The organism is Ralstonia flaminis, from assembly GCF_958415495.1.
In the GTDB taxonomy this organism is placed as follows: Bacteria; Pseudomonadota; Gammaproteobacteria; order Burkholderiales; family Burkholderiaceae; genus Ralstonia; species Ralstonia flaminis.
In genome coordinates this window covers 35,324-57,161 of sequence record NZ_CATZLL010000002.1, presented here as the reverse complement: position 1 = coordinate 57,161, position 21,838 = coordinate 35,324, and the positions used below count along the sequence as shown (strand labels likewise).

The following is a 21,838-nucleotide window of genomic DNA, read 5'->3' as shown; positions in this document are numbered from 1 at the left end:
ACGCGGCGAGCCACCGGGCTTCTGCCCGAAGCTCGACCTGCTGTCGATGGTCAACGCGCTGACTGAGGGCATTCTGGTGTGTGACGGCCAGCGGCGGGTGACCTACGCCAACCCCAGCGCCGCGCGCTTGCTGGGCGTGCCTGTGGCCGACTTGGTGGGGCGCACGCTGGCGCAGGTGGTGTTGTCGGCCGTTGACGAGTTCGAGGCGCCCATCCACGATACCGACTGGCCCGACCGCGACGTGATGGCCGAAGGCCTGCCGCAGTTGAGCCAGATTTTCGGGCTGCATTGCCAGGACGGCCGCACCGTGTGGGTGTCGAGCAACTGGACGCCGCTGTACACGGAGGGAGGTCACTCGATGACCGCTGTGCCGGCGACCGGGGCCAATGCGGGCATGCCGCCTTACTCCGTGCTGGTGTCGCTGGTCGACATTACGCAGATCCGCGAGGCGCAGCAGCGCATCCGGCATCTGGCCACGCACGACACGCTCACCGGCCTGCTGAACCGCTCCGCGCTGGAAGACCGCTTGGAGCACGCACTGGCCATCGCGCGCCGCAATCGCACGCGCGTTTCGGTCATGTTCCTGGATCTGGATCGCTTCAAGAACGTCAACGACACGCTGGGCCACCAGTTTGGCGACATGCTGCTGCGCGAAGTGGCGGCCCGTCTGCAGGCCTGCGCGCGCGAGGCCGACACGGTGGCGCGCCTGGGTGGTGACGAGTTTGTCGTCATGCTCGAATCGCTCGACGGCCTGGGCACGCGCCGCGTGGCTGAACGCATTCTCTCGGCCATCAGCGCGCCGTTCTACATCGAGGGGCAGGAGTTGTTCCTGGGCGTGTCGATCGGCATTGCCGTGGCCCCGCACGACGGCGACGACTCCAACACCCTGCTGCGCAAGGCCGATGCGGCCATGTACTTGGCCAAGGAGCGCGGCCGCAACAACTTCCAGACGTTTACCAGCGATCTGGACGACCGTGTTTCGCGCCGCTTCCGCATTGAATCGGGCCTGCGTCGCGCCAGCGATCGCAACGAGTTCTATGCCGACTACCAGCCGCGCGTGGACGTGAAGAGCGGCCGCATCGTCAGCGTCGAGGCGCTGATCCGTTGGAATTCCGCAGATTTCGGCCGCATGATGCCCGGCCAGTTCATCCAGGACGCGGAAGAGACCGGCCTGATCGTTGAGATCGACCGCTGGATTCTGCGCGCCGCTTGCGATCAGCTTGCGCGCTGGCGCCGCATCGGGCTGCCGCAATTGCGCATGTCGATCAACTTGTCAGGGCAGGCTTTCAGCTCGGGGCAGCTCAGCACCATGGTGCGCGGGGCGCTTTCCACCAGCGGCTTGCCGGGGGACGCGGTTGAGCTGGAGATGACCGAGGGCATTTTGATCCGCGATGATCCGTCGTTGCATGCGCTGCTGACCGAGCTGCGCGCGATGGGCGTGTCGCTGGCGCTGGATGATTTCGGCACCGGATATTCATCGCTGTCGTATCTGCACCGTTTCCCGATCGACACGCTCAAGATCGACCGCTCGTTCGTGCAGGATTTGCCGCACGTGGCCGAACGCGCCGCCATCACGCGGGCCATCATCATGATGGCGCAGGCGATGGGCATGAAAACCGTGGCGGAGGGTGTGGAGACCACCGGACAGCTCGATTTTCTGCGCGAAGTCGGCTGCGACGAGTATCAGGGCTACCTGCTCACGCGTCCGCTGGAGCCATCCGCTGTACAGGAGTTGGTGCGCGAGAACGTACGCCGATATGGCGAGCGCATTCCGCGACTTCTTTGAGTTTGGAAAACGCCCCCGTGCTGCGGCTTTGCGGGGCGTTCTACAGGTGCAGCCCGTTGCTGACCACGTACATGGTCATTTCGGCGTTGTTGCGCAGCTTCATCTTCGAGAGCACCCGCCCCCGATAGACGCTGACTGTCTTGGCGCTGATCTGCAGCGCCTCGGCAATCTCGCTCAGCGTGCGGCCGGAGCCGAGCATGCGCAGGGTCTGGAATTCCCGGTCGGACAGGATGTCGTGGCGGGGCTTGTCCCAGTCGACGTTCAGGTTGTCGGCCAGCACCTCCACCATGTCAGAGGGCAGGTATTTCTTGCCCTTGGCGATGGCGTTGACGGCCGCCAGCAGTTGCGGCTGGCTGGCGTCCATCGGTAGATAACCGGACGCGCCGGCCTTGAGCGCCCGCACAGCGAGCAACGCCTCGGGGTGACGGCCCAGCGCCAGTATGGCCAGGCGTGCGTGCTGCTGGCGTACGGTCTTGATGGTCAGGAACTCGTCACCGGTGGCAGATTCCACCGAGAACAGCATGACGTCCCACTCGCGTTCGGCAAGCAGATCTTGGTTGGCGTTGTGCAGGTCGGGGACTGCCTCGATCTGCCGGGCCAGGCGCGAATCCTTGAGGATCTGGCGCAAGCCGGCACGGGCAATATCGTGCGGTTCAACAATCAGAACGTTAAGCATGGGCGTTGCGGGTCAAACGGGCTCACTTCAGAGCTCTTCTAGCCGCCAGCGGGTCTTGGACCTGTGGATCATGCTGGCGGGCCGTGCAACTCCCCATCTGTGCGGCAGCGCTCTGTGCTCTATATAGAGGCGGGCGCTTTTGAACGGATCGATCGAGTATAGCCGAGCACATGCCGGCCAAGAAGGAGGCCCGGCGCCTCTTTTGGTGGGGGGCGGAAGTAGGGGGTGCCTCCCAAGCCAAACCGCCGCTCGCGCACAAATTTGTCAAGTTGCCCCTAAACTTTCTGCCGCGGCCACCGATAACCTGAGTACAACGCAGACCTGATCCCCTTCAAGTTGCAGGTCACGTTGCCCGGCCTAGCCGGAACGAGCAACCAAACGGGCAACAACGCCATCGGGAAACTTAGGAGCCGTCATGTCCCTCAGCCTTAATACCAACATCTCGTCCCTGCAAACGCAGCAAGCTCTGTCGCAGTCGCAGAACGCTCTGCAAACGTCGCTGCAACGCCTGTCGACCGGCCTGCGCGTGAACAGCGCCAAGGACGATGCCGCTGCTTACGCTGTGTCGTCGAGCCTGACCACCACGCTGAACGCACAAACCCAGGGTATCCAGAACGCCAACAATGCACAGTCGTACCTGCAAACGGCCGACTCGTACCTGAGCCAGGTTGAAAACAACCTGCAGCGTATGAACCAGCTGGCAGTGGAAGCCAACAACGGCGGTCTGTCGACCACCGACCAGGCCAACCTGGACAAGGAATACCAACAGCTGGCCTCGGCCAACAAGAACATCGAAACCAACGCCAACTACAACGGCGCCAAGCTGTTTGATGGTTCGGTGACCTCCACGTCGTTCCAGTACGGCCAAAGCGCATCGACCGATGTGGCAACCGTTACGAACGCCAACCTGGCCAGCTTCGGTACGCTGACCGGCACGAGCGTGACCTCGACCGCCAACGCAACCGCAGCCCAAGCCGCGATCGCCACCGATCTGGCCAGCCTGAAGTCGGCACGTGCCAGCCTGGGCGCACAGCAAAGCGGTCTGAGCTCGACCATCAACACGCTGACCTCGTCGAACACCGCGCTGTCGGCTGCCAAGTCCGCCATGATCGACACCGACTACGCGGCTGAAACGTCGAACATGACCCGTCAGAACATTCTGCAGCAAGCGGGTACGGCCATGCTGGCGCAAGCCAACTCGGCACCGAACAGCATCCTGAACCTGCTGAAGGGCTAATGGCAGGTTGATGCAGGCTCGGCCGCCCAGATCATCGGGCGGTTCAAGCGAAGGCCGGCGCTCCTTGGGGCGCCGGTTTTTTTTTTGAGGTGGGATACCCCTCTTCATCGGGGGCGGCGTTTGGCTAACCCGCCCTAAAGAAGTGACAGGCGTTGCCGTTGAGAAGGAAGACTTCCGCCGATGCAGACGCTCATCAAGATTCGATCATGGCGACTACCACCACCTCCTCTACCAGCAGCAACTACGTTCCGCCGATTTCGATTCCCGGTATCGGGACGAGTATCGACGTCAACTCGCTGGTCACCAGCCTGATGAGCGTGGCAAGCCAGCCGCTGACGCAACTACAGAGCCAGCAGACGTCATACCAGACGCAGCTCTCGGCCGTGGGCACGCTCAAAAGCTCACTGTCGACCTTCCAGACCGCACTGTCGAACCTGACCACGGCGTCGAGCTATAGCGCCATGAAGGCCAGCGGCTATGACACATCGGTGCTGAGCGCATCGGTCACGGGGTCGGCTCCGGCCAGTTCCTACGCTGTCAATGTCACGCAGCTTGCGCAATCGCAGGTCCTGGCAGCGAAGGGACAGGCCTCCACCACGACATCCATTGGCGGTGGTACACCGACCACGATTTCGTTCTCGTTCGGTACGGTGTCGGGTGGCACCTTGTCGAACGGTCAATACAGCGGCGCCACGTTCACGCAGAACGGCGGCCTGCCGGGCGGCTCAATCACGATCAATTCGTCCAACAACACGCTGTCCGGCATTCGTGATGCCATCAACTCGGCCAACCTGGGCGTGTCGGCGAGTATCGTGAACGACGGCAGCGGCAACCCGTATCGCCTGGTGCTGACCTCCACGGCGGGCGGCTCGAATTCGGAGATGAAGATCTCCGTGTCGGGGGATTCGACCCTGTCTTCGCTGCTCTCGCAAGACCCGTCCGGCACGCAGAACATGACCGAGGTGACCACCGGGCAGAACGCCCTGGCCACCATCAACGGCATTGCGGTGCAGAGCCCGACCAATACGCTGTCCAACGTGGTGGACGGTACGTCGTTCACGCTGGCCAAGACGGGCAGCACCACCGTAACGGTGGCCAACGACCCGACCGCCACCACCACCGCCGTCACCAACTTCGTGAACGGCTACAACGCGCTGCGTACGCAACTGAACACGCTCACCAACATCGACACGTCCAACAGCGCCAACAACGGCCCGCTGGCTGGCGATGTGAGTACCAAGACGTTGATCAACCAGATTACCGACGTGCTGGGGCAGGCCGTTGGCAGCGGTAATTACCAGTCACTGGGCAGCGTGGGCGTGACGATGAACTCGGACGGCACGCTGTCGATCAACAGCAGCACGCTGTCGGCGGCCATTGCTGCTTCGCCCAGCCAGGTGGCGGGTCTGTTTGCGGGCACGGGCACGGCCACGGATGCGCTGCTCAATGTGCCGACCTTCTCGGACACCACACAGTCCGGCACCTACGCGGTGAACGTGACGCAACTGGCGACGCAAGGGTCGCTGGCGGGGTCGGCTGCAGCTAATACCACCATTACCGCAGGCTCGAACGATACCCTGGCGTTCAATATCAGTGGCATCGCCGTCAACGTGACGGTGCCGCCTGGCAGTTACAGTGCGGGGGGGCTGGCCACACAGATCCAAAGCCAGATCAACGCATCATCTGCGCTGCAAAACGCCAAGATCACGGCGTCGGTGTCGGCCAATGCCAGCGGTGTGCTGTCGATTACCGACAATCAGTTCGGCTCGATTTCGTCGGTGTCGGTGTCGGGCAATGGTGCGGCGTCGCTGATGGGGGCGAGCCCCGCTGCCACGATCGGCCAGGACGTACAGGGCACCATCAACGGTGTCGCCGCCACGGGATCGGGCCAGAACCTCTACGGCGCCAGCGGCACGGCGGTCGATGGTCTGACTGTGCAGGTGACCGGCGGTTCGGTGGGCAATCGCGGCACGGTGACGGTGCAGCGTGGCTACGCCGCGCAGCTCAACACGGTGATGACCAACCTGCTGGCAACCAACGGCATGGTGCAGAGCGAGACCGACTCCATCAACAGCTCGCTCAGTTCGCTTGCCAGCCAGATCAGCACGATGCAGACGCAGCTGAGCAATCAGCAAGCCCTGTACTACACGCAGTTCAACGCGTTGTCGGCAGCGGTGGCCAGCATGTCGAACACCAGCAGCTACCTGACTACGCAGCTCGCGGCGATCCAGAATCAGACCACGAGCGGTTGATGCAGAACTGAAGCACCACCCATAACAAGATCACACAGCGAGGACCTTTCCCATGTACGCAGCACGCCGCGCCATCGGTGCCTACGCGCAAGTCGGTATCGAGACGTCTGTGGTAGATGCCAATCCGCATCGGTTGATCGCCATGCTGTTTGAAGGTGCACGCGCCGCCATCAACCTGGCCGGCGCCGGCATCCAGCGTGGTGATGTGCCCGCCAAACTGCGTGCATTTGACAAAGTCATCTCGATCATCGGTCAGGGGCTGCAGGCAAGCCTCGACCACCAGCGCGGCGGCGAGATCGCCGTGCAGCTCAATGGCTTGTACGACTACATGCTGCGCCGCCTGCTGCTGGCCAACGGCACCAACGACCTGACGATTCTTGCCGAGGTTGACGGTCTGCTGGCGACCCTGCAGGATGCCTGGCTTGCCATTGGCCAGCCGGGTGCGGCGGCGTCCAGCAACCACCTGAGTGTTGTGAGCTGACGCGGCTGGCCGCGCAGCAAAGCGATTTTTTTGATTGAATTCGGCCCAACTGGAGCCAACATGCACCGCAACTTTCCGATCAAGGACAGCGAAAGTCTGTTCGTTTGCTACGAGGCCATTGCACGCCTGACTGCCGAAATGGTCGGCGCAGCTGAAGTAGGTAACTGGGAAGTCGTCAGTACGCTCGAGCGCGAAAGCGCCGCCTATGTGGATGCGCTGCGCCGTTCCGAGCCGCATCCCACGCTGTCGCGCGACGACATCGAGCGCAAACGTACGCTACTCGTGCGCATTCTTGAAGACGATGCCCGCGTGCGCGCGATGGTGTATCCGCGCCTGGATCGCCTGCAGAAGCGCATCGACACGGCGCGCCGCGCCAACACCGCCAGCCACGCCTACGGCAGCATGGCGCGTTACTGACCCGCTACAGACCACAGACTCATTCAACTTGGCGAGGCGCAGGCGCGCCTTGCATCTGCTTCGACAGCGCCAGGTACTGCTCGGATTTGCGGGCAAGCTCATTGGCCTGCATCTGATACACGGTCGCGAGTTGTTGAGCCGCCAGGAAACTGCCTCGCCCAACCACGCTGCCATCCATTCCCGCCTGATCGCCAATCTCAAGGCAACGGCAAAACGCCTGCTCGGCCAGCGGCAGCCACTGCGTGCTGGCGTGCTCGGGATGTTTGACCGCCGCATCCACCAACACCAAGCCCAGCGCGAAACACAGATCCGGAAAGTCCGGCCATGCATGGATGCTGGCATCCGCATGGGCCATCGCTTCGTCCAGTCGATCCGATTTACCCAGGCTGTACAGATAGCGCAGCGCGAGGTTGCGGCGGTACGGGGCGTCTTGCGGTGCGAGGGCGAAAGCGCGGGCGTAATAGTTCGTGGCCCTGGCGTAGTCTTCTTGATGCAGTTCGATTTCCTTGCCGAGCTGGAACAGCACGTAAGGATCGTCTGGCCGATGCTTGAGTTCGTCGAGCAGGAGTTGCGTATTGCGTTCGCCTTTCTTCTGCATCTTGGCGCTGGTGTAGCCGTCGTGCCGCAGCACGATGGGCAGGCGCTGCGCCGGCAGCGAAGACACCGGTTGTTCGTGGATGCGCCCCGCATAGCGCACGCCACGCGGCAGCAGCCGGGGCAGCCATGCAATCAGCTGGCTGGCGGCGTCGGTCGCGTCGGTATCGTTCTTGATGCAGAGGATGCCCAGCATCGGGTTGGCATTACTGAGGGCGCGCAACTGCTCGCCGCCGCTTTCCAGCCATTCATCCGCATCCAGGACGAGGTTCCAGTCCGCATTGGCGGCTTCCAGTGCGGCGTTGCGCGCCGCTGAAAAATCATTCTGCCAAGTCATCTGGCTGACATGCGCGCCGCACGCCTGCGCAATGGCCATGGTGTCGTCGGCGGAGCCGGTATCCAGCACCACCATGCGGTCGACAAACGGTTTGGCGCTTAGCAGGCAGCGTTCAATGCAGGAGGCTTCGTTGCGCGCGATGACAACCAGCGCGAGGTTGGCGGGAGTGGATGGCACGGTGTGTCGGAAAGATGAAGATTCAGGGTGCAGCCTGGCCTGTCGGTCAGGTGAATGCCGCTAGCCGCGGTCATCGGCCGCAGCAAGCGCGTCCAGCAGCTTGTGCAGCATTTCGCGCGTGGCGCTGATCTCGCCGGGCTCAAGCGGGATCTTGCATGTGAGCGCTTGCGGCACGTTGGTGGCAGGTGCTTTCAGCGCGCGGCCCGTCTCTGTCAACTCGATGACCACGCGGCGCTGGTCGTCGCGATCGCGTGTGCGCGTGAGCAAACCCTGTTCTTCCAGGCGCTTGAGCAACGGCGTAAGCGTGCCGGTATCCAGGTACAGCGTGCGGCCCAGGTCGCCCACGGCGCACGGTGCCTGCTGCCAGCAGGCGAGCATCACGAGGTATTGCGGATAGGTGAGATCCAGTTCGTCGAGCAGCGGGCGGTACAGACGCGTCAGCAGGTGGCCGGCGGCGTACAGAGGAAAACAGAGCTGCTGATCGAGCGCCAGCACGTCGTTCACGGAAGACTCCCGGGGACGGTCCTGGCACCTGTGCGGTGCGTGCCGCAGCGGCCTGGGCAGGCGGTGTGCGCATGACCGTATTCAATGGGACGTCAATATTGCCACGGACGGCATGTGAATTGGGTACGCGCGGCGTGACGCAGTTGTAAGCGCTTTGGCCGTCGCTCAGATCTGGTGGTCACAGCTGGCGGGCATGACAAGCGGCGGCGAGGTCACGTCAGATCGACATGCTCATGATGCTTTGATAGGCCGAGACAAACTTGTTGCGCACCTGCACGGCGGTCTGCAGGTCGATGTTGGCTTTCTGCAGCGAGAGCATCACGTCGTGGAGGTCGACATCATTGTTGCCCATCTCAAAGCTGCGCGAGATGGACTCGGCCTTTTGCTGCGAGGCATCGACCTTGTCCAGCGACGACTTGAGCACCGCACCGAAATCGACACTCGGTTTGGCCGCGTCAGTGCCGCCGATACTGCTGCCGACGGCGCTCGATGGCGCCAGCACGCTGTTCATCAGCGAGACCACGGAATTGGCGTTGGAGAAATCCATGCTGGTTGGGATCAGGGGAATTTGGCGAGCGCTTCGAGCTCGGAAACGAAGTGGACCTCGCGGCCGGCCGGCACCGGAATGTTCATCGGAACCGGCGTCACGACAATGGTGTGATGCGGAATGACGGCATCGTCGTCCAGCACCAGGAACTCGGTCCCGGCAAAGCCCTGTGCGTGGTGGAAGACCTGTAGCGGCGCGCGGCGCAGGGTGGCGTATCTGGGCGACTCGGGCTTGAACGGATCGAGCCTGGTGATGTATTCGAATGCCGCGTTCACGCGGTACAGGTCGTACGGTGCGGGCAGGTCAGCCGCTTCGCCCAGCGCGCGAATGCGATTGGCGATGTAGTAGTTGTCGATCCAGTGACCGCCTTCCTGGGTGCGCAGGCGCAGAGCCACCTTCATGCGTACCAGGACGAACTGGTTGATGGCGTTCAGCCACTCCGGCCGCTCGGCGGCAGGCAGCGTATGCGAGAACTTGCCGAACAGATATTCCAGCCCCCCGCGATACCGATCCCACGCGTGCTTGACCTGCTCGTTACCCGCTTGCGAACGGGTTTCGTCATCAAAGTAGCGCGTGACCGACCGGTAGAACGGCGTCTTGCTGAAGTAGACGGCGCTGGTCCCCAGCATTTCTGCGGCATGCACGAAGGCGTAGAACGCGTGCTCGGGGGCGCTGAAATACAGCCGATTCATCACCTCGCGGCGCGCCAGATAGATCTCTGGGAAGAGGTGATGCGACAGCACCAGCACCATCAACTTGGAATAGTCGTTCTGCTCGATCAGGTAGTCGTCGTCCTGGCGATAGAACGTCGTGACGTCTTGCCGGGTCGGCAGGTCGTGGAGGATCCAGGGCGCGAAGATGACGCCCACGCCTGGGTTGCGCTCGAAAATGCCGATGTTGTTGTTGATCTCGGCCAGGATGGGCAGATCGTCGTCAGCGTGGTAGAGCACGTACTTGCCCTGCGCGCTGCGGTACAACCGGTTCAGGTTCTCATCGGAGCCCAGGTTGGACGGTCGGCGGAAGTACCGGATGTTCAGCTTGTCCTGATACCGCGCCACGACCTCTTCGGTGCCGTCGGTCGAGCAGTTGTCGCCGATCAGCAGTTCGTAGCTGAACTTCAGTTCGCCAATCTGCCTGACCAGCTCTGCGAGCAGGTTGTCGAGGTAGCGGGCGCGGTTGTAGGTCGGGATGCAGACGCTCAGTGCAACCTGCTGCACAGCCTCATCCGTCTTCTGAGGCGCCTGGGTTGCCCCGGCTTCGGTTTGGATCGCTGCAATCTCACTCATTGGATGAACTCGCGCCAGTTGAGGGTCTGAGGGCACAGGTACGCCTTGCTTGCCGGGCCATGATTGGCAATCAGGTCCAGGCTGCTGACGAAGGGCGTGAACGCGCCATGCAGTTGTGTATACGGCTGCAAGGCGTAATTCATGTAGGCCACGGTAATACCGTGCTGCTCGAATTCGGCATGGGCCAGATAGTTCTTGGCGCCGTGCCCGGTGATGTAGGTGTCACCTCGTAGCTTCTGCACGATGGCGAGTACGCGGTCGCTGTTGCGGCCGGGGATGTCCAGCTCCGACGAATCGACAAACTTGCGGTCGATTTCAATGCCCAGGTAGCGGCAGACCGCGCGCATGGATGCCAGCGCCAGCGCGCCCATGTTGGGGTAGTCCACCGCGTACACCGTACGCACCAGGGCCAGCATGTCGTTTGCGTGGGGGGCGGCCTCGTACGCCTGCTCCAGCATGCGCAGGTGCTGCGCGCGCCAGTCCACGTTGGTGGCGGGTTTGACCTCGTCAATGCGGGCGCCCAGGTGGAATTTTTCCAGCGGCACGGTCATCCAGCGCGTGCCGGTGGTGTCCTTGATCTGCACGCGGTTGGTGAAGCTGCCCTTGGAGAACTGCACGTCGGCGTAGTTGACGAGCACGTCCGCCAGCATGATCTGCTCAAGCAGGCCGCGCCAGGGGAACAGCATCGGCTGTGTAATGACGACGTTCATGGCGCCAGCATCCGCTCCATGAGGACAACGTCGTGCCAGCGGTTGTCTTGCAGATAGTGTCCGCTCAGCGTGCCAACATGCCGGAAGTCGAGCTTCTGATACAGCGCGATGGCACGCGTGTTCTCTGCCAGCACTTCCAGCGTGATCTTGCGCAGGCACAGGGTCTCGCTGGCATAGGCAAATGCGGCTTCGCACGCCGCGCGTCCGTGGCCCCGGCCCTGCGCGGACGACGCCAGGCAGATGCCGAGTGAGGCGTGCCGGTTGACCGCATCAATGTGGTTCAACTGGAGATACCCCAGCACACTGTCATCCGCTTGGGCTGCGATGATGAACAGCACGACCTCACTCTGCTTGGATTTTCCGATCAGCCAGTCGCGCACGCTGGCGGCGGAGTTGGGCCGCGGGCGTGTCATCAACTGCAGCTGCGTCGGCACATCGTTGCGCAGCGGCAGCAGTTGCGGGATATCGCTCTCGCGCCATTCCCGCAGGAGGAGTGAGCCGCGCGCAATCATGGCTGGAAGCGGAAATACCGGAAGCGGTTCGGATAGGCGGCTTCCACGGTGTGCCGCACCTCATCGGCAATGACCGGGTTGACGGCCAGATACACCACCTCAACCTCGTCCGGGATGCTGTCCAGCGCCACGACCGGCTTGCCCGCCAGCGACGACCCCTGCAGGTACGGATTCTGGTCGACAAACGCGCGCAAGGCATGCGGCTGTTGGAGGTTGCTGGCGGTGTACGCGCCGTAGAAACCGGCGCCGTAGATCACGGCGGGCGCGCCACCGTGCTGCGTTTCGAAATCCGTCAGATGGCTCGATGCCTGCTGCCAGAAGCGTGCCAGCCGGTTGGCGGCTTCTTGGGTGTCAGCCAGTTCCTGTGCATCCAGCACCGGTGCGACCTTGCTGTCGCCAGGCCGGCGCACGGCGGTGACGACGAACGCGCCGCGGTGGCTTTGTGCATCCGCCTCGAGCAGGTCAAACCCATGGTTGGCCAGCAGGGTCTGCAGCGACGTGTGCGTGAAGTGGTTGACGTGATCCGCCACCAAGAAGTCCACCGAATTGGTGAACGTGTTGGGCACGATGGCGTACAGCCGGCCGCCGTCGCGCAACAGGTCGTGAATATTGCGCAGCGCGGTCGGCAGGTCAGGAATGTGTTCGAGCGAGAAGAACGAGCTGACCACGTCAAACGAACGCTGCCATGCCGGTGGGATCGTGTACGTGGCCCATTGTTCGGGGCTGAGGAATTTTTCCCAGAAACCGATGTAGCGATCGCTGATGTCGAACAGGTGAACGTTCACGTCCGGGCGTTGTTGCTTCAGCAGGCGCATGGTCGCGCTTTTTGCGCAGCCGAAGTCGACCACACGCGCACCTTCAGGCAGTGCCAGCTTGCGCTGGAAGGTGGCCACCTGATGATCGGCGCGGAAGATCTTCCGGCCGTTCTCGACCGCGTAGATCTGGTCCTCTTCCTCGCTGTTGACGAGGATGTCGTACTCGGTGTCGTAGAAGCTGCCGTTGTCACACAGCTCCACGGTCTGGATGTGGCCGCACGCCGCGCAGCAGAACACCTCCAGCGTGCCTTCCATGGCGCGGCGCAGTGAAGACAGTGCGCTTTGCGGGGCGCGGTAGATCGGTTCTGCCAACGGTTGCTGGCAGACATTGCATGGCAGAGCTCCCTGGGTCATGGTCAGGCTTCCACGGAAAGTTCGGGATGGACGGTACGGAAGTCGACACCGTTGGCGTACGACCCCTTCCAGCCGTGCGAGCGCCCGGTCGGCTCGCAGAAATTGAAGTAGCGGAACTGCATCGACCAGCGTGAACGCTGGCTGGTGTTGTGTCCCGATGCGTGCAGCACCAGAAAGTCGACCATCACCAGATCGCCCGGCTTGGTCAACGGTTGCACGTGCGGATAGCGTGCCAGATAGCTCGCTTCGTCCTTGATCAGCAATGCATAGGCGCCTTGCTTGCCGGCGTTGTCCGGATCTGCGCTGAAGACTGGCAGCGGCCCTTCCACGTGCGAGCCGGGGCAGAACTCGACCGGCCCGATTTCGGGGGTGATCTCCACCAGCGGGCTCCAGAACACCACGCCGTCCAGACTGCGCAACTGGGCCGGATATTCCTGATGCCAGTTGGCACGAAATTTCTCTTCGCGCGGGTTGTCGATGCGGATGCCGGAGCCAGCGTTCGCAATACCCGGCAGGGCGCCGGGCCGTACCTCGGTCACCAGGGCTTCATGACGCGGATCGCCCAGCAGGCGGACAAACGCCGGAATCTGTTTGACCGCGTCATACACCTCGGCACCGTATTTGCGATTGGCCTGGATGACCGCCTGATAACCGTCATCGAAGCGTTCCGGTGCAAACGGCGCGCGCGCGATGTTGAGGCGGTACTTGTCAATGATGAGGCCGATGATGTCGTAGATCGCACGCTGGATCGGCTCGACCTGCGACGGCGCGTAGAAGTCGCGCAGGATCAGCAGGCCGTCACGCTGAAAGGTCTCGACTTGATCGGGTGTCAGGATGCCAGGCATGTCAGCTTCTCCTGGTGTTCCTGCACAAGATCGAGCACCACTTGCGACACCGTATTGATGTCTGCACTCGACATATCGTGATAGGACGGCAGGTTGATGGCACGTTCGGCAATCGCATAGCTGTTGGGTGCCTTGAGGCGTGCGCTGTCCGCCAACGTGCCGAACAACTCGGTCTGGCTCAACGGGTAGAAGAACACGCGTGCATCGATGCCGCGGCGCGCGAACGCAGCCAGCAACACGTCGCGCGTAATACCCAGTGCCTTGTCAAACACGACGGTCGGCATCCAGTAGCTGTTGAAGGTGTTGGGCGCCTCGGGGTTGAGCGCGAGGCCGGCAACGCTACCGAGATGTTGCTGATACGCCGCGAAGATCTCGCGCTTGCGTGCGACCAATGCGTCGATGCGCTCCAGCTGAGCGCAGCCGATGGCAGCCTGGACATTGGAGATGCGGTACTTGAAGCCGATGAAGTCTGACCAGAACTGCTTGCCGCCCGGCACGCGGCCGTGATTGTTCAGTGTCATGACGCGGTCGTACAGCGCGCGGTCATTCGTGACAAACATACCGCCTTCGCCGGTCGTCATGGTCTTGGTGCCATGGAACGAGAACGTGCCGAAGATGCCCCGTGCACCGGCTGCATGTTCGCCCCAGCGCGAGCCAACGGCTTCCGCAGCGTCTTCGATCACGGGAATGCCGTGGCGCTCGGCCAACTCCAGCAGGCGGTCCATCTCGCACAGGTTGCCGTAGAGGTGCGTGGCAACGATGGCTTTGGTGCGCGGCGTGATGGCGGCTTCCACCTGCGCTGGGTCTACGCACCACGTGTCGGGCAGGATGTCGACGAACACCGGCGTGGCGCCCACGTAGGTGATGGGCGAGGCGGTGGCGATCCAGTTGGTGTCGGCCAGGATCACCTCGTCGCCCGCGCCGATGCCCAGCGCCGCAAGGCCCATGTGCATGGCACCGGTGCAGCTTGACGTGGCAATGGCGTACTGCGTGCCGACAAACTTGGCGAACTGCTTTTCGAAGCGGTTGATGTAGGCGTAGCACTGGTCGCCCCAGCCGTTGCGGGCGGCATCGGTGGCGTATTCGACTTCCAGCTCGGTGATCGACGGCTTGGAATACAGAATCTTCTGGGTCATGGCTGTTCCTGTGGTTCAGGCGTCAGTGGCTGAGGCGGGCCGGCAAGTCGATCCCCCTGAACGCGTTGGTCAGCGGTGGATGGGCACGGTCCCGGTCGGAGCATTCGGTCATGGCGAGCGGCCAGGCAATGCCCAGCCGACCATCGTTCGGGTTGAGGCCGTCTTCGGCAGCTTGTGCGTACGGCGTCGAGGTCAGGTACAGCAACTCGCAATCGTCTTCGAGCGTCTGGAAGCCATGGGCAAACCCCTTGGGCACCAGCAGGCTGTTGTGCCGCTCAGCGGACAGTTCCACTGCGTGCCACTGCAGGAAGGTGGGCGAACCGGCTCGCAGGTCGACGGCCACGTCGAACACGCGGCCACGCACGCAGCTCACCAGTTTGATCTCGGCGTGCGGCGGGTATTGGAAATGCAGCCCGCGCACCGTGCCGCGCTTGGCGGAGTAGGAGTGGTTCATCTGCGCGACCGGGCTGTCGAAGCCGGCGACGGCAAGTTCCTCTGCACAGAAGAAGCGCGTGAAGTAGCCGCGATGGTCGCCGATGATTGTTCGGTCGATTTCAACCAGGCCGGCCAACGGTGTCGGCGCGATGGTGAAGCGGTTCATGCGGCGCTCCTGGATGTAGCAGTCGATGCGACGGCGGTGAAACGGTCGATCTGCTGGTCGCACAGCGTGCGCGCATCCGCTGTCTTGTCACGCAGTTGGCGGTACCAGGCAGCGGTGTGCTCCAGCGCGGTTTCGAACGACCACGCTGTCTGCCAGCCGAGTTGCTGGCGTGCCCGGCTGGCGTCCAGATGCAGCATGCCGGCCTCGTGCTTGCCCGTGACGGTGTTGGTATCCAACTGCCAGATCAGCGTGGGCCAATGTTGTTGCAGACCTTGCAGCACCTGTTCGACGGTGCGCGTGGCCGCGCTGTCCGGGCCGAAATTCCAGGCGGCGGCGCAAGAGGCATCGCCCGCCTGCAGGCGTTGTGCGAGCACCAGATAGCCGTGCAGGCAGTCCAGCACGTGTTGCCACGGCCGCGTGGCGTGTGGCGAGCGGATGACCAATGGCGTACCGGCACGCATCGCGCGCTCGGCATCGGGGATGAGCCGATCTTCCGACCAGTCGCCGCCGCCAATGACATTGCCTGCGCGGCCGGTGGCCAGCAGCGGGCCGTTGGCGAAGAACGCGCGCCGGTAGCTTGCGGCCACCAGTTCGGCGCACGCCTTGGACGCGCTGTAGGGGTCATGGCCGCCCAGGGCGTCGGTCTCGCGGTAGCCCCAGGCCCACTCGCGGTTGTCGTAGCACTTGTCGGTGGTGGCCACCACGATGGCCGACAGGTTCGTGCAGCCGCGTGCGGCCTCCAGTACGTTTACCGTGCCCATCACGTTAGTGGCGTAAGTGGCGAGAGGGTCTTTGTATGACGCGCGCACCAGCGGCTGTGCAGCGAGGTGGAAGACGACATCGGGCCGCGCGGCTGTCATGGCTTTGTGCAAACCATCCGCATCGCGGATGTCGCCCAGCGTGTGACCTGCCAGCGTGGATTCCACATCGGCCAGCGTAAAGAGACTCGGAAGCGTTTCCGGCGCCAGGCTGTAGCCGTAGACCTCTGCGCCGAGCTGGCGCAGCCACAAGGCCAGCCAGCTTCCCTTGAAGCCGGTATGCCCGGTCAGAAAGACGCGTTTGCCGGCCCAGGCGACAGGGTTGAGCATCACCATTGCTTCCACGGTGCATTGCCCGATTGCCACAGGGCTTCCAGGCTGTTTTTGTCGCGCAGCGTGTCCATCGGCTGCCAGAAGCCGTGGTGCTCGAACGTGTTCAGTTCGCCCATCTCGGCCAGACGCGCCATTGGCGCGCCTTCCCAGGGGGTGTCTTCACTCGCGATGTATTCGATGACGGATGGGTTGAGCACAAAGAAGCCACCGTTGATCCAGGTGCCGCCGTCGCCGGGTGGCTTTTCGGTAAAGCCGGTCACGCGCGTGCCGTCGCGCTGGAGCAGGCCGTAGCGCCCCGGGGGCTGTACGGCCGTCACCGTGGCCATCTTGCCGTGTTCACGGTGGAAGGCGATCTTGCTGGTGATGTCGATGTCGGACACGCCGTCGCCGTAGGTGAAGCAGAACGGCTCGTTCGGATCGAGGTAAGCGGCCACGCGCTTCAGGCGCCCACCGGTCTGCGATTGCTCGCCGGTGTCGACCAGCGTGATGCGCCAGGGCTCGGCATGGCGCTCGTGCACGGTCACTTCGTTCTTGGACATATCGAACGTCACGTCCGACATGTGCAGGAAATAGTTGGCGAAGTACTCCTTGATGACATAGCCCTTGTAACCCAGGCAGATGATGAAATCGTTGATGCCATGGGCCGCGTAGATCTTCATGATGTGCCACAGGATCGGGCGGCCACCAATCTCGATCATCGGCTTGGGTTTGAGGTGCGACTCTTCGCTGATGCGCGTGCCCAGGCCGCCGGCAAGAATGACTGTTTTCATGGTTCAGTGCTCGCTTATGCGCCTGCTTGTGTGTCCATTCATGCGGCCACCGGCGTGGCTGCGGATGCGGAGTTCTCCTGCATCTGCCGGGCGAGATTGGAAAAATGGTTGGACTTGATGGCCAGGGTGTCGGCCTGGGCGCGGTAGGTCAGCGCCAGGTACTTGGCAGCTGCAAAGCTGCCCCGCCCGAACACGGCAGCGTCCAGCTTGGGCTGTTCGCCAATCTCCAGGCATTTCAAAAAGGCGGACTCCGCCATCGGCAGCCATTGTTTCTCGGCCTGCGCGGCGTCTTGCGCGGCGGCTTCAAACATCAGGTGGCCGAGCATGTAGAAGTAATCGGGTGAGTGCGCCCACTCCTCCATCCACTCGCCAGCCAGGGTGATGGCCGCGTCCAGTTGCTTGGATTTGGACAGGCATGCCAGCAGGCAGATGCACAGGTCATGCCGATAGGGCGCCGTCTTGGGCGCCGTCGTCAGCGCGCGCTGGTAGTGCGCGGCGGCCTGTGCGGGGTCTTTCAGGTTGATCTCGAAGTCTTTGCCGAGCTGGTAAAGGATGTACGGATCATCAGGGTGCTCAGCCAGCTCTTGTTGCAGCAGGGCGTGATTGCGTCCGCGTTTCTGGTCCAGCTTGGCGTTCATGTAGCCGTCGTGGCCGATCACCAGCGGCAGGCGCACGCGCTGCAGGTTGCCGGCGGGCTGCTCGTGAATGCGGCCCTTGTAGCGCACGCCGCGTGGCAGCAGGCGGGCAATCCAGCTGTTGGAGTGCTCGACGTGGCCCGAGATGTCGTACTCGCTGCGGATGCACACCACACCCAGCAGTGGGCCGAAGGTGCAGGCGTCGCGCAACTCTTCCGTGCCGCCCTCGATCCACTCGTCGGCGTCCAGCACGAGGTTCCAGTCGGCGTTGGCGGCGGCCAGGGCGGCGTTGCGGGCGGCCGAGAAGTCGTCGACCCAGGTGAAATGGTGGACCTGCGCACCGCATGCACGGGCAATCGCCACGGTGTCGTCGGTGGAGCCGGTGTCGAGCACGATCATGCGGTCGACATGCGGCTTGGCACTCAGCAGGCAGCGCTCGATGCAGGCAGCCTCATTGCGGGCGATGACCACCAGCGCAATCTCGGACCGGGGTGATCCTGTGCGGCGGTGCTTGGTGTGTTTGGACATGCGGACTCCCAACGGCGGCGGCCTGTTGTTGGGCCAGTCGGTGCGGACAAAAAATAAAACCCGGCGCTTGTGGCGTCAGATCGACATGCTCATGATGCTTTGGTACGCCGAGACGAACTTGTTGCGCACCTGAACGGCGGTCTGCAGGTCGATGTTGGCCTTCTGCAGCGAGAGCATTACGTCGTGCAGATCCACGTCGCTGTTGCCCATTTCGAAACTGCGCGAGATGGATTCGGCCTTTTGTTGCGAGGCGTCGACCTTGTCCAGCGACGACTTGAGCACCGCGCCGAAGTCGACACTGACTTTGGCGTCATCGCCATCCGCACCGCTGGAGCTGCCAAGACCGCCGACCTTGCTCGACGGTGCCAGCACGCTGTTCATCAGCGACACCACCGAGTTGGCGTTCGTAATATCCATGTGAAGAAGACTCCTCTTTTTTGCGTCTCTTGCATGTGGCGCCGGTTGTTGGCCGACGTTGGGCCGGCGGTTGGCCGGCGAATAGCGAACTTCGGGCCGCTATGGCGCCACGGTGATGCAAAGGTAGCCGCCCGCCAGCCGTTCCCAAGCGCTCAAAAGAGCGGGAAAAGGCCCTCTTCTTGCCGAATTGCTTGCGCACCCACTGCCGATAATGGCAACCACGGAGCTTTGCCCGTTTTGTGGGTTTGGTTGCTCCGGCAACGCAGTCAGTCAGGAGATTTGGGATGCCAACGACAGCCGATTCGGTTGCTGTCGCCGACACGCTCGGTACGGTCGATATGCCGGCGGTGGGCCAAGGCGCAATGACGCGCCAGAACGGAGGGGGTGCCGGTGCTTTGGGCGCCCTGGGCCCGCTCGGCCGTTTGTCGCCGCGTCTGCTGATGATGATCGGCGGGGCCGCGCTGGTGGCCGTGATTGCCGCTGCGATGCTGTGGAGCCGCGCCCCTGACTACCGTGTGCTGTTCAGCAATGTCAGCGACAGCGATGGGGGCGCCATCATTGCTGCCTTGCAGCAAATGAACGTGCCGTACCGCTTTGCCAACGGCGGCACCGCCATCATGGTGCCCGAGGCCAATGTGCACGAGACGCGCTTGAAGCTGGCCTCGCAAGGGCTGCCCAAGGGCGGCCTGGCTGGTTTCGAACTGATGGAGAACCAGAAATTCGGCACCAGCCAGTTTGCCGAACAGGTCAATTACCAGCGCGCCCTGGAAGGGGAGCTGGCCCGCACCATCCAGGCCATGCAAGAGGTGCAGTCCGCTCGCGTGCACTTGGCGCTGTCCAAGCCATCGGTGTTCGTGCGCGAGCAGGCCAAACCCAGCGCCTCGGTGCTGCTGACGCTGTTTCCGGGCCGCATGCTCGACCGCTCGCAGGTGCAGGCCATCGGCCATCTCGTCTCCAGCAGCGTGCCGAATCTGCCGCTGGCCAACGTGACGGTAGTTGATCAGTCCGGTCGCCTGCTGTCGTCGGCATTCCAGGACAACGCCTCGGGCCTGGACCCGACGCAGCTGAACTACGTGCGCGAGATCGAGCAGGGCTACATCAAGCGCATCGAAGCCATCCTCGGCCCCGTGGTGGGCGATGACAACGTACGCGCCCAGGTCACGGCCGACGTCGATCTGGACAACACCGAACAGATGGCCGAGACGTATCGTCCGAACCAGGACCCGGCCAACGCGGCCGTGCGCAGCACCCATACCGCTGAAGCCACGCAGAACAAGGCCGACGCCCAGGGCGGTGTTCCGGGCGCCCTGTCCAACCAGCCGCCGACCGCGCCGCGCATGCTGCCGACCGCACCGGCTCCGTCGGCTTCGCAGCCGGCCGCCACGGGCCCGAATGGCCAGCCGCAACAGCAGGCCGCTGCCGCCAACGCTACCGGCACGACCACCAGCGGCAACTCGTCGAGCACCCGCGACACCACCACCAACTACGAAGTCGACAAGACCGTACGCCGCACCCGCGCTGCAGTGGGTACCGTGCGCCGCCTGTCGGTCGCCGTGGTGGTCAACTACCGCGCCGACGGCAAGACCTGGAAGCCGCTGTCCGATGCCGACATGACCAAACTCAACGCGCTGGTCAAGGACGCTGTGGGCTTTGATGCCAAGCGCGGGGACTCCGTGAACGTGGTCAATAGCCAGTTCTCCGGCACGCTGCCGGTGGCGAAGGACGACCTGCCGCTGTGGAAACAGCCGGAGATGATCCAGTACGCGATTCAAGGGGCCAAGTACCTGGCGTTGGCGATCGGCTTCCTGATCCTGGTGTTTGGGGTGATTCGTCCGGCGATCCGTTCGATGGGCAAGAAGGCCGAGCCTGCCACGCCCACCTTTGTGGGCCGCGAAGGCGAAGACCCGAACGCACCGATCATCACCGGCGCCGCAGCTTCGGCCGGACCGGAGCTGGAAGGACCGTCTGCCGCTGGCGCAGAGGGTGAGATGCCCGACAGCCTGCCGCAGCTCAAGAACAACGATTTCGAGAAGAAGCTGGAGACGATGCGTCGTGTCGCCCAGCAGAACCCGCGCGCTGTCGCGGCCGTCATCAAGCAATGGGTGAGTAACGAATGAGCGCCGAAGGACTCCAACGCAGCGCCATCCTCATGATGTCGCTGGGCGAAAGCGAAGCCGCCGAAGTGCTCAAGCACCTGGGCCCGCGCGAAGTACAGAAGCTGGGCGCCACGATGGCGGCGCTCAAGAACGTCTCGCGCGAGCGCGTGCTCGACGCGTTTGACGCCTTCTTTGTCGAGGCGGAAGACCTGCCGCTGGACGTGGACTCCAACGAGTACATCCGCACCGTCTTCCGCAAGGCACTGGGCGACGACCGCGCCGCCAACATCATCGACAGGATCCTTTCGGGTGGTGATACCAGCGGCATTGAAGGCCTCAAGTGGATGGATGCATCGTCGGTGGCGGAACTGATCCGCAACGAGCACCCGCAGATCATCGCCACCATCCTCGTGCACCTGGACCGCGACCAGGCTTCGGAAATCCTCACGTATTTCACCGAGCGCCTGCGCAACGACACCATCCTGCGCATCGCCACGCTCGACGGCATTCAGCCCAGCGCCCTGCGCGAGCTGAACGACGTGCTGACCAAGCTGCTGCAGGGTAACGACCACCGCAAGAAGAGCGCGATGGGCGGCGTGCTCACGGCGGCAGAAATCCTCAACCTGGTGCCGAGCGCCGTGGAATCCGCCGTCATCGAGGGCGTGCGCTCGCGCGATCCGGAACTGGCCGACGCCATCGTCGAGAAGATGTTCGTCTTCGACAACCTCATCGACCTGGATGGCCGCGCCCTGCAGACGCTGCTGCGCGAAGTCAGCCAGGAGGTGTTGGTGGTGGCGCTCAAGGGTGCCAAGCAGGAATTCCGCGACAAGGTGTTCGCCAACATGTCGCAGCGTGCCGGCACGATGCTCAAGGAAGAGCTGGAAGTGCTGGGCCCGGTCAAGGTGTCGGAGGTCGAAACGCAACAGAAGGAAATCCTGATGATTGCGCGCCGTTTGGCCGACGAGGGCGAGATCAGCATTGGGCGCAAGGCAGAGGATGCGTATGTCTGATCACGCACGCCTGCTCAACATGCT

At 63.2% G+C, this 21,838-nt stretch carries 22 protein-coding genes; 7 read left to right on the top strand and 15 right to left on the bottom strand.

Going from position 1 to position 21,838, the window contains the following annotated elements; all coding sequences use genetic code 11:
• Positions 1–46 precede the first annotated feature (46 nt).
• A complete protein-coding gene (locus R2N11_RS02855) occupies positions 47–1,786 on the top strand; it encodes a putative bifunctional diguanylate cyclase/phosphodiesterase (protein ID WP_233176957.1) in 1,740 nt (579 codons plus the stop codon).
• A 40-nt stretch (positions 1,787–1,826) separates the two neighbouring features.
• Here R2N11_RS02855 and R2N11_RS02850 read toward each other — a convergent pair whose 3' ends face one another.
• On the bottom strand, positions 1,827–2,462 hold the full coding sequence (locus R2N11_RS02850) for a LuxR C-terminal-related transcriptional regulator (RefSeq protein WP_199030799.1): 636 nt from the start codon (positions 2,460–2,462) through the stop codon (positions 1,827–1,829).
• A gap of 415 nt (positions 2,463–2,877) precedes the next feature.
• Here R2N11_RS02850 and R2N11_RS02845 point away from each other — a divergent pair, with 415 nt between their 5' ends.
• The 4 genes from R2N11_RS02845 to R2N11_RS02830 all read left to right on the top strand — a co-directional run bounded on the left by R2N11_RS02845 (position 2,878) and on the right by R2N11_RS02830 (position 6,849).
• The gene (locus tag R2N11_RS02845) at positions 2,878–3,699 is read left to right on the top strand and encodes a flagellin N-terminal helical domain-containing protein (protein ID WP_199030798.1); all 822 of its coding nucleotides are present in this window, start codon (positions 2,878–2,880) and stop codon (positions 3,697–3,699) included.
• A gap of 206 nt (positions 3,700–3,905) precedes the next feature.
• Positions 3,906–5,951: a flagellar filament capping protein FliD gene (fliD, locus tag R2N11_RS02840; RefSeq protein WP_199030797.1), complete on the top strand. Its 2,046-nt coding sequence runs from the start codon at positions 3,906–3,908 to the stop codon at positions 5,949–5,951.
• 52 nt (positions 5,952–6,003) lie between these two features.
• Complete coding sequence (gene fliS / locus R2N11_RS02835) at positions 6,004–6,432, top strand: flagellar export chaperone FliS (RefSeq protein ID WP_199030796.1); 429 nt, start codon at positions 6,004–6,006, stop codon at positions 6,430–6,432.
• Positions 6,433–6,492: 60 nt separating this feature from the next.
• Positions 6,493–6,849, top strand: coding sequence for a flagellar protein FliT (locus R2N11_RS02830; RefSeq protein WP_199030795.1), 357 nt, complete (start codon positions 6,493–6,495; stop codon positions 6,847–6,849).
• Between the two features lie 19 nt (positions 6,850–6,868).
• Here R2N11_RS02830 and R2N11_RS02825 read toward each other — a convergent pair whose 3' ends face one another.
• From R2N11_RS02825 to fliE (R2N11_RS02760), 14 genes are all read right to left on the bottom strand, one after another.
• Positions 6,869–7,957 (bottom strand): glycosyltransferase, encoded by a 1,089-nt coding sequence (locus R2N11_RS02825; RefSeq protein WP_316680075.1) that lies wholly within the window; start codon positions 7,955–7,957, stop codon positions 6,869–6,871.
• A gap of 60 nt (positions 7,958–8,017) precedes the next feature.
• Positions 8,018–8,461, bottom strand: coding sequence for a MarR family winged helix-turn-helix transcriptional regulator (locus R2N11_RS02820; protein WP_199030793.1), 444 nt, complete (start codon positions 8,459–8,461; stop codon positions 8,018–8,020).
• Between the two features lie 217 nt (positions 8,462–8,678).
• A complete protein-coding gene (fliE, locus tag R2N11_RS02815; protein WP_316680074.1) occupies positions 8,679–9,008 on the bottom strand; it encodes a flagellar hook-basal body complex protein FliE in 330 nt (109 codons plus the stop codon).
• Positions 9,009–9,019: 11 nt separating this feature from the next.
• The gene (locus R2N11_RS02810) at positions 9,020–10,294 is read right to left on the bottom strand and encodes a glycosyltransferase family 2 protein (RefSeq protein ID WP_316680072.1); all 1,275 of its coding nucleotides are present in this window, start codon (positions 10,292–10,294) and stop codon (positions 9,020–9,022) included.
• Entirely contained in the window at positions 10,291–11,004 is a 714-nt protein-coding gene (locus R2N11_RS02805) for a WbqC family protein (protein ID WP_199030790.1), read from the bottom strand. Before R2N11_RS02805 ends, R2N11_RS02810 begins: the two co-directional genes overlap by 4 nt.
• On the bottom strand, positions 11,001–11,516 hold the full coding sequence (locus tag R2N11_RS02800; RefSeq protein ID WP_199030789.1) for a GNAT family N-acetyltransferase: 516 nt from the start codon (positions 11,514–11,516) through the stop codon (positions 11,001–11,003). Before R2N11_RS02800 ends, R2N11_RS02805 begins: the two co-directional genes overlap by 4 nt.
• The gene (locus R2N11_RS02795; RefSeq protein ID WP_316680070.1) at positions 11,513–12,685 is read right to left on the bottom strand and encodes a class I SAM-dependent methyltransferase; all 1,173 of its coding nucleotides are present in this window, start codon (positions 12,683–12,685) and stop codon (positions 11,513–11,515) included. The genes R2N11_RS02800 and R2N11_RS02795 overlap by 4 nt, the downstream gene beginning before the upstream one ends.
• Before the next feature lie 2 nt (positions 12,686–12,687).
• On the bottom strand, positions 12,688–13,530 hold the full coding sequence (locus tag R2N11_RS02790; protein WP_316680069.1) for a phytanoyl-CoA dioxygenase family protein: 843 nt from the start codon (positions 13,528–13,530) through the stop codon (positions 12,688–12,690).
• On the bottom strand, positions 13,515–14,666 hold the full coding sequence (locus R2N11_RS02785; protein WP_316680068.1) for a DegT/DnrJ/EryC1/StrS family aminotransferase: 1,152 nt from the start codon (positions 14,664–14,666) through the stop codon (positions 13,515–13,517). The genes R2N11_RS02790 and R2N11_RS02785 overlap by 16 nt, the downstream gene beginning before the upstream one ends.
• Before the next feature lie 22 nt (positions 14,667–14,688).
• A complete protein-coding gene (gene rfbC, locus R2N11_RS02780; RefSeq protein ID WP_199030785.1) occupies positions 14,689–15,267 on the bottom strand; it encodes a dTDP-4-dehydrorhamnose 3,5-epimerase in 579 nt (192 codons plus the stop codon).
• Positions 15,264–16,355: a CDP-glucose 4,6-dehydratase gene (gene rfbG, locus R2N11_RS02775; protein WP_316680067.1), complete on the bottom strand. Its 1,092-nt coding sequence runs from the start codon at positions 16,353–16,355 to the stop codon at positions 15,264–15,266. Before rfbG ends, rfbC begins: the two co-directional genes overlap by 4 nt.
• Positions 16,355–17,128, bottom strand: a complete 774-nt coding sequence (gene rfbF / locus R2N11_RS02770; RefSeq protein ID WP_199030783.1) for a glucose-1-phosphate cytidylyltransferase — start codon at positions 17,126–17,128, stop codon at positions 16,355–16,357. Before rfbF ends, rfbG begins: the two co-directional genes overlap by 1 nt.
• 38 nt (positions 17,129–17,166) lie before the next feature.
• Positions 17,167–18,291, bottom strand: coding sequence for a glycosyltransferase family 2 protein (locus R2N11_RS02765; RefSeq protein ID WP_316680065.1), 1,125 nt, complete (start codon positions 18,289–18,291; stop codon positions 17,167–17,169).
• A gap of 75 nt (positions 18,292–18,366) precedes the next feature.
• Positions 18,367–18,708, bottom strand: coding sequence for a flagellar hook-basal body complex protein FliE (fliE, locus tag R2N11_RS02760; protein WP_199030781.1), 342 nt, complete (start codon positions 18,706–18,708; stop codon positions 18,367–18,369).
• A gap of 284 nt (positions 18,709–18,992) precedes the next feature.
• Here fliE (R2N11_RS02760) and fliF point away from each other — a divergent pair, with 284 nt between their 5' ends.
• A complete protein-coding gene (gene fliF / locus R2N11_RS02755) occupies positions 18,993–20,825 on the top strand; it encodes a flagellar basal-body MS-ring/collar protein FliF (protein ID WP_199030780.1) in 1,833 nt (610 codons plus the stop codon).
• Positions 20,822–21,814 carry a flagellar motor switch protein FliG gene (fliG, locus tag R2N11_RS02750; protein WP_199030779.1) on the top strand — a complete coding sequence of 331 codons (993 nt, stop codon included), beginning with the start codon at positions 20,822–20,824 and terminating at the stop codon, positions 21,812–21,814. The genes fliF and fliG overlap by 4 nt, the downstream gene beginning before the upstream one ends.
• Positions 21,815–21,838: the final 24 nt, after the last annotated feature.

What these genes read in the sequence shown, in the direction of transcription:
- R2N11_RS02765 (WP_316680065.1), bottom strand. Translation starts at nt 18,291, where the DNA reads ATGTCCAAACACACCAAGCACCGCCGCACAGGATCACCCCGGTCCGAG.
- R2N11_RS02785 (WP_316680068.1), bottom strand. Translation starts at nt 14,666, where the DNA reads ATGACCCAGAAGATTCTGTATTCCAAGCCGTCGATCACCGAGCTGGAA.
- R2N11_RS02800 (WP_199030789.1), bottom strand. Translation starts at nt 11,516, where the DNA reads ATGATTGCGCGCGGCTCACTCCTCCTGCGGGAATGGCGCGAGAGCGAT.
- rfbF (WP_199030783.1), bottom strand. Translation starts at nt 17,128, where the DNA reads ATGAAAACAGTCATTCTTGCCGGCGGCCTGGGCACGCGCATCAGCGAA.
- R2N11_RS02810 (WP_316680072.1), bottom strand. Translation starts at nt 10,294, where the DNA reads ATGAGTGAGATTGCAGCGATCCAAACCGAAGCCGGGGCAACCCAGGCG.
- R2N11_RS02790 (WP_316680069.1), bottom strand. Translation starts at nt 13,530, where the DNA reads ATGCCTGGCATCCTGACACCCGATCAAGTCGAGACCTTTCAGCGTGAC.
- fliE (WP_316680074.1), bottom strand. Translation starts at nt 9,008, where the DNA reads ATGGATTTCTCCAACGCCAATTCCGTGGTCTCGCTGATGAACAGCGTG.
- R2N11_RS02830 (WP_199030795.1), top strand. Translation starts at nt 6,493, where the DNA reads ATGCACCGCAACTTTCCGATCAAGGACAGCGAAAGTCTGTTCGTTTGC.
- rfbG (WP_316680067.1), bottom strand. Translation starts at nt 16,355, where the DNA reads ATGCTCAACCCTGTCGCCTGGGCCGGCAAACGCGTCTTTCTGACCGGG.
- fliF (WP_199030780.1), top strand. Translation starts at nt 18,993, where the DNA reads ATGCCAACGACAGCCGATTCGGTTGCTGTCGCCGACACGCTCGGTACG.
- R2N11_RS02855 (WP_233176957.1), top strand. Translation starts at nt 47, where the DNA reads ATGGTCAACGCGCTGACTGAGGGCATTCTGGTGTGTGACGGCCAGCGG.
- rfbC (WP_199030785.1), bottom strand. Translation starts at nt 15,267, where the DNA reads ATGAACCGCTTCACCATCGCGCCGACACCGTTGGCCGGCCTGGTTGAA.
- R2N11_RS02845 (WP_199030798.1), top strand. Translation starts at nt 2,878, where the DNA reads ATGTCCCTCAGCCTTAATACCAACATCTCGTCCCTGCAAACGCAGCAA.
- R2N11_RS02805 (WP_199030790.1), bottom strand. Translation starts at nt 11,004, where the DNA reads ATGAACGTCGTCATTACACAGCCGATGCTGTTCCCCTGGCGCGGCCTG.
- fliS (WP_199030796.1), top strand. Translation starts at nt 6,004, where the DNA reads ATGTACGCAGCACGCCGCGCCATCGGTGCCTACGCGCAAGTCGGTATC.
- fliG (WP_199030779.1), top strand. Translation starts at nt 20,822, where the DNA reads ATGAGCGCCGAAGGACTCCAACGCAGCGCCATCCTCATGATGTCGCTG.
- fliE (WP_199030781.1), bottom strand. Translation starts at nt 18,708, where the DNA reads ATGGATATTACGAACGCCAACTCGGTGGTGTCGCTGATGAACAGCGTG.
- fliD (WP_199030797.1), top strand. Translation starts at nt 3,906, where the DNA reads ATGGCGACTACCACCACCTCCTCTACCAGCAGCAACTACGTTCCGCCG.
- R2N11_RS02850 (WP_199030799.1), bottom strand. Translation starts at nt 2,462, where the DNA reads ATGCTTAACGTTCTGATTGTTGAACCGCACGATATTGCCCGTGCCGGC.
- R2N11_RS02795 (WP_316680070.1), bottom strand. Translation starts at nt 12,685, where the DNA reads ATGACCCAGGGAGCTCTGCCATGCAATGTCTGCCAGCAACCGTTGGCA.